This window comes from Streptomyces sp. NPDC002742 (genome assembly GCF_042888885.1).
GTDB lineage: Bacteria > Actinomycetota > Actinomycetes > Streptomycetales > Streptomycetaceae > Streptomyces.
The window spans coordinates 167,698-173,846 of record NZ_JBIAQF010000020.1; the positions used below are offsets into that span (position 1 = coordinate 167,698).

Annotated in this window: 2 protein-coding genes and 1 pseudogene; 1 reads left to right on the top strand and 2 read right to left on the bottom strand. The window is 71.1% G+C overall.

What is annotated here, in order from left to right:
• Nucleotides 1-78: 78 nt before the first annotated feature.
• Nucleotides 79-1,353 carry an acyltransferase family protein gene (locus tag ACFYW8_RS31200; RefSeq protein WP_389084502.1) on the bottom strand — a complete coding sequence of 425 codons (1,275 nt, stop codon included), beginning with the start codon at nucleotides 1,351-1,353 and terminating at the stop codon, nucleotides 79-81.
• 687 nt (nucleotides 1,354-2,040) lie between these two features.
• On the opposite strand from ACFYW8_RS31200, the gene ACFYW8_RS31205 reads away from it, so the two are divergent.
• Nucleotides 2,041-5,760: a helix-turn-helix domain-containing protein gene (locus ACFYW8_RS31205; protein ID WP_389084507.1), complete on the top strand. Its 3,720-nt coding sequence runs from the start codon at nucleotides 2,041-2,043 to the stop codon at nucleotides 5,758-5,760.
• A gap of 302 nt (nucleotides 5,761-6,062) precedes the next feature.
• Here ACFYW8_RS31205 and ACFYW8_RS31210 read toward each other — a convergent pair.
• Nucleotides 6,063-6,149 (bottom strand): annotated as a pseudogene (locus ACFYW8_RS31210) (chitinase); the annotation flags it as partial.

Sequence of the window (6,149 nt, forward strand, 5' to 3'; positions counted from 1 at the left end):
GTCCGACACCACCCCCATCCCGGGCATGTCGCGGAGCCGCGGCCGCCTTTGAGGGGTGACCGCCGAAGGAACCGGCCTTCAGTACGGTGGCCGCACGCGGCGCGCCAACCCGCGGCCCCAGGCCTGGCTCGGCACTTCGATGTATTGGTGGGTCAGCAGGCACAGGGGCAGCAGCACGGCGAAGAACACCGCTTCGAGCGCAAGATTGTCCTGCCGCTGTCGGCCGGCCGTGTGGTCGATCACCGCCAGCAGCACCGGGTGCACCAGATAGACCGAGTAGCTGATCGTCCCCAATCCGGTCAGCATCCGGGGGACGCGCCGACGGCGCGACGCCAGTCCGGCGCCGAAGGTGAGCACAGCCAGCAGGAACGCGACGATCCAGCCCCGCCGCGCGAAGTGGTCACCGTCGCCGTACGCGTACGCACTCCCCGCGGCACAGGCGACCACTACGACGGAGGCGCCGGCCGCATGGCGCCAGGTTCCCTGACCGTTCTCGGCGCGGTGGACGGCGGTGCCGAGGAACATCACGGCGAGGATCACCAGCCCCTCCCACTGCGGGACCGTGCCGTTGAACGAGACGAGGACGAGCGCCAACGCACCGCCCAGCACGCCCCCGAACACGCGGAGCACGGATGACCTGGCGCCCGCACAGCAGACGGCGACCCCCATGGCGATCGAGGCGAACGCGACCAGCGGGCCGGTGCCGACCAGGCCGGACAGGGCAGAGGCCGGCAGCACCACTCCCGCCGTCACGCTCACAGCGGCGAGCACGGCCAAGATGACCGCGGCCGCCGCAGAATGGCGGTGAAGGCGGACCGTGAAGAGAGCGACCACCAGCAGGTAGAAGGACATCTCGTAGGAGAGCGTCCACAGGACGAGCAGGAGACTGGGCGTCCCCAGTAGCTCCTGGAGCATTGTCGCGTGGGCGAAAACCACGGTGGCAGCGCTCAGATGACCGAAGTCACGCCACTTCGCCATGCCCAAGAGGTCGGCGGCGAGGAGCGCCGTGACGACAGCCGTCCACAGCGGGTACACACGGAAGATCCGTCCGATCCAGAACGTCCGGACGCAGCCCCGGCGCTCCAGCGACGCGGGGATGATGTAGCCGCTCACCAGGAAGAACACCATGATGCCGTAGCGGCTGGTGTTGAACTCAGGCATCAACTCACGCCGGAATTCCGCCATGAAGGTGTACGACGAGTGGTCAAAGACCACGACGAGTGCGGCGATGCCGCGCAAGGCGTCCAGCCAGCCCAACCGTGACGGACCGGTCGGCGAGATGACTTTCAGTAATCGTGAAGCTACGGAGAGCGATCGATTCGGTGCAGCGGGAACGAGGGGCGGGGATTCCATGCGTGGACGAAGTCCTCTTCGGTTGGGTGTCCGTTGGGCCTGTCGTGAGGCCGGTGCCGACGCGGTCCGCAACGGCGGGGGATCATCAGGCCTTCGAGTCGGCCGACGAAGGTGCGACCGTGGGCGGCGGAACGCGAAGCGTGCCTGAGTGGTCTACGTCGCGATCGCCGGTGTGCTGTTCACTGGCCGGCCTGGTCCAAGAAGGCGGCGAGCATGCCCGTCACCCGCGTTGCAGGCTGACAGCGCCCATGGGCCTGTCTGCCCCGGTGCTGTGCCGGTTGCCTGCGCCCGCCGAACTCCGCCCCCGCGGTTGTGGGCTGTTGCTGCGGCTGTTGCTGCGGCTGTTGGCGAGATACCCACTCGCCGCCTCGGACTCGGTTCCGGTGCACTGTTTCATCCCTTTCGCTGCGGCCTTGACGTGAAGGAGCCGGGCGGCTTCCCAGGGGTGACGTGGGCCTGCTGCGTACGCTTGGGCCGCGCTCCCTGCGGGGCGCCGACGACCAGCAAGGGTTCCCTCGGAGCGGTCCCCGCGCCGTCTCGCATCACCGAGTCCAGCGGCTGGAACATTGTTCGGCAGTACCGTTCTGGCTGCCGAACAAAGAACGGGGCGCGCGAGCCCTGCGGGTGTCACTGAGGTGTATCGACCGGCTCCCCGCTGTGATGCGGGGTGCTGGAGGGGGTGAAGGTGTGGCGGGGCGTCGTGAGGTGCCGGTGGATCCGGCGGCTGGTCCGGTGCAGCGGTTCGCGTTCGAGTTACGCAAGCTGAGGGCGGACGCGGACGGGATCACGTACCGGTCGCTGGCCCTGCGGGCGGGCTACTCGGTGACCACGCTGTCCCAGGCGGCGGCGGGCGAGCAGTTGCCGACACTGCCGGTGGCCCTGGCCTATGCGGCGGCGTGCGGTGGAGACCGGGCGGATTGGGAGGCCCGGTGGAACGAGGCGGTCGAGGAGTGCGCCGGTGACGGCTCTCGGGACATCGATGGATCCCGCGCGCCGTACCGAGGCCTGGCACGGTTCGAGAGCGGGGACACCGGCCTGTTCTTCGGCCGGGACCAGCTCACCGCCGAACTGGTCGATCTGCTGCGCCATCGGCGGTTCGTTGCCCTCTTCGGCCCGTCCGGCAGCGGTAAGTCCTCCTTGCTGCGCGCCGGCCTGATACCCGTCCTCCGGCGTGCTCAGGAGCCGGGCCTGCGACCGGCCGCGATCCGGATCCTGACACCGGGCGAACGCCCCGCCCGCAGCCACGCTCCCCTCCTCACACCAGCAACTGCCCACGACGGCGGCGCTGGGACGGACACGTTCGTGATCGTCGACCAGTTCGAGGAGGTCTTCACCCTCTGCCACGATGCGGCCGAGCGCGCTCGCTTCATCGATCTGTTGCTGACGGCCCGGCAGCCCGAGAGCCGCCTGCGGGTCCTGTTGGCGGTGCGCGGCGACTTCTACGGCCGCTGCGCCGAGCACCGCGACCTGGCAGACGCGTTGCGCGATGCCAACCTCCTGGCCGGAGCGATGAGCCGGACGGAACTGCGCGACGCCGTCGTCAAGCCGGCCACCGCCGCCGGACTGACCGTGGAACGCGCCCTTACCGACCGGCTGGTGAAGGAGGTCACCGACGCGCCGGGAGGGCTGCCGCTCCTGTCCCACGCGTTGCTGGAGACCTGGCGCCGCCGCCGCGGCAAGACACTGACCATGGCGGGGTACGAGGCGGCCGGATGCCTGCACGGCGCGATCGCCAAGACCGCCGAGACACTCTACGGCCGGTTCACCGAAAGCCAGGCGGCCGCCGCCCGCCGCGTGTTGCTGCGCCTCGTCACCCCCGGCGACGGCACTCCCGACACCCGCCGTCCCGTCAGGCGATCGGAACTGCCCGGCACCGGCCGGGATGACAATGCCCAGGTGGTGGAGGCACTCGCCGGAGCACGGCTGCTCACCCTGGACGGCGACACGGTCGAGATGGCCCACGAGTCTCTGATCACGGCCTGGCCCCGGCTCCGCGGGTGGATCGAGGAGGACCGCGAACGCCTGCGTGTGCACCGGAACCTGACCGAAGGGGCCGACGTCTGGCAGGAACTGGGCCGCGAGAAGGGCGCTCTGTGTCGTGGAAGCCGGCTCGCCGCCGCTCAGGAACACTACGGGGGCGCACCGCGCGGGGAACTGACCGCCTTGGAGCACGCCTTCCTCGACGCCAGCCGCGAGCACGAGCAGAAGGGCCGTCGCCGGTACCGACTGGTGCTCACCGCGGTCACCGCCGCCCTGTGCCTCGCCCTCGTCGCCGCCGGGCTCGCCGTGCGGCAGTGGCAGGGCGCGGTGACCGCCCAGCACCTGGCCCAGTCGCGGCAACTGGCCGCCCAGTCCAGTGCACTGCTGGACTCCGAACCCGACCTCGCCTCACTGCTCGCTGTCCATGCCTACCGGACCAGCCCGACCCGCGAAGCCACCGCCGCCCTGTACGCCGCCGCAGCGCTACCGCTGCGCAAGCGCCTGCTCAGCGGCACCAAACCCGTGGATTCCATCGCCCTCAGCCCAGACGGGCATACCCTCGCAGCCCAGAGCAGAGACGGCAAAGTGCGGATCTGGGATCTGCCCCGAGGCCGGCTCCGACACACACTCACCGGCCCCGACGACAGCGGTGTCGCGGCGTTCAGCCCCGATGGACGCACCCTCGCAGTCTCCGTCGGCGGGGTGATACGCATGTGGGATCCGGTCACCGGCAGGAAACTCGGAACCCTCACCATCCCCGGCGGCTCGGTACGCGGGATCGCCTTCAGCCCTGACGGACGTACCGTGGCCGCCGACTCCGCGACGACTGTACGGGTGTGGGACGTGGCCACCGGCCACAGGCGGCACGGCTTCACCGGCCACCCCGACCCGCAGGCGGTCAGCTTCGGCCCTGGCGGACGGACCGTCGCCGCGGTGAACCCCACCGGACAGGTGCGGGTGTGGGACCTGGCCACCGGCCGCACCCTGGCCTCCCACGACAGCCAAATCGATGGCGCCGCTGTGGCTTTCAGCCCTGACGGCCGGACGTACGCGGTTGTCCGCACCGACGGTTCGGTGCAACTGCGCGAGGTGGCCACCGGCGTTGTCCGGCGCACCATCAGGGACGGTGCCGTCGGGTCGAACGAGGTGGCCTTCGCCCCTGACGGACGGACCTTCGCCATCCCTGGCCCAGGGGGCACGGTGCGACTGTGGGACACCGCCTCCGGCACGGAGCGGGCCGCCGTGCCCATCGATTACCACGGACGGGGCACGACAGTGGCCCTGAGCTCTGACGCCCGCACCCTGGTGACCAGCAGCAACTCGGACCCCACCATCCGGGTCAACCGCCTGCCCGCCGATCACCCGCGGACCACTCTGCCCAGCCCCGCCGGCACGCACATCGGCGGCTTGGCCTTCGGTCCGGACGGACACAGGGTGGCCACGGTCCGCCAAGGGCCGCCCGGCCGTGGGTCGGTGCAGCTCTGGGATGCCGGGACCGGCGATCGCGAAGCCACCCTGGCGCTCGACACCGACCCGGCACCCGGAGGAAAGCAACTGCCCGACACGGTTCTCCGCCTCGGGGCCGTGGGGTTCGACCCGACCGGGCGCGCCCTGGCTGCCAGGGGCGTCAAGGACGGGGCCACCAGGAACAGGGTGATCGAGGTCCGGGAGGTCGCCACGGGCCGCCTTCGCCGACGCCGCGCCATGGGCGCCGTCGAGACCGCGGTCTTCAGTCCCGACGGGACACGGCTCGCCATCGTCGGCCGCGAGGGATCGGTGCGGATGTGGAATCTTTCGACCGGCGCGCTGTACGCCGTCCGCACCGGCCACGGCCGGACCGTCAGGGCGGTGGCGTTCGCCCCGGACGGCCGCACACTCGCCGTCGTGGCCATCGAGGCCGGCGGCGACCAGGTCAGGCTGCTCGACGCCGGGACCGGCCGCGCACAGAGCACCGTCAAGCCGGGCGCCGGGAGCCCGCTGTCCCTCGCGTTCGCGCCGGACGGGCACACCCTGGCCACCGCGGGCGGCAGTAGTGGATCCGTGAAGCTGTGGGACGCGCGCACCGGTCGGCTCCAAGACAGCTTCCGTGTCGGCGGTGAGGTGGCGTCGCTGGCTTTCAGCCCCGATGCGCGCACCCTGGCCACGAGCAGCACGAGAGGAGTCCAGCTGTGGGACCTCGCCACCGGCCGGACCAGGCTCACCCTGCCGACCCGCTCGCCCGGAACGGTGGCGTTCGGCCCGGACGGGCGGAACCTGGCCATCGGTGCGGGCGGCTCCGCCGAGTTGTGGAGCGTCGACCTGCCCGACCCCGCCGGCGCGATCCGCGACATCTGCGATGCTGTCGACACCACCCTCACCTCTTCGGAACAGTCCCGCTACCTGCGTGACCAGTCCGCCGAAACGGGCTGCCGGCCGACCGCGCGATAGCACCTCACCGCATCACCCCGCAGTCCGGTGGGCCGCGGAGCGCCAAAGGGGCGCGGACGTCATCGCGGTCGGCGTGAAGTGGCCGACCGGCTCGGCCCGGCCGGAGGACCGGCCAGGCACGCGTCCACCAGCGGAGACCGCCCATCCCTGGCGTGGGTCCGCACCACAATGCCCGACGCATGGAATCGTGGTAGCGGGCTCAGCCGCCAGGCGTCACTCGTGCCGAAGGGCGGTGGAGTCGCAGGGGCAACTCCACCGCCCTGAACATGGCGCCCCGCCGGAACCCTGTCGTCTTCGGGCCGTCAGCAGTAGAGGTTGGCTCCCGGCGCGACGCCGAGGATCGACGTGAAGCGCTGGTAGGCGTCCACGCGGCTCTGCACCTGAGCCGG

Coding starts and splice junctions, on each gene's coding strand:
- ACFYW8_RS31200 (WP_389084502.1), bottom strand. CDS start 1,353: ATGGAATCCCCGCCCCTCGTTCCCGCTGCACCGAATCGATCGCTCTCC.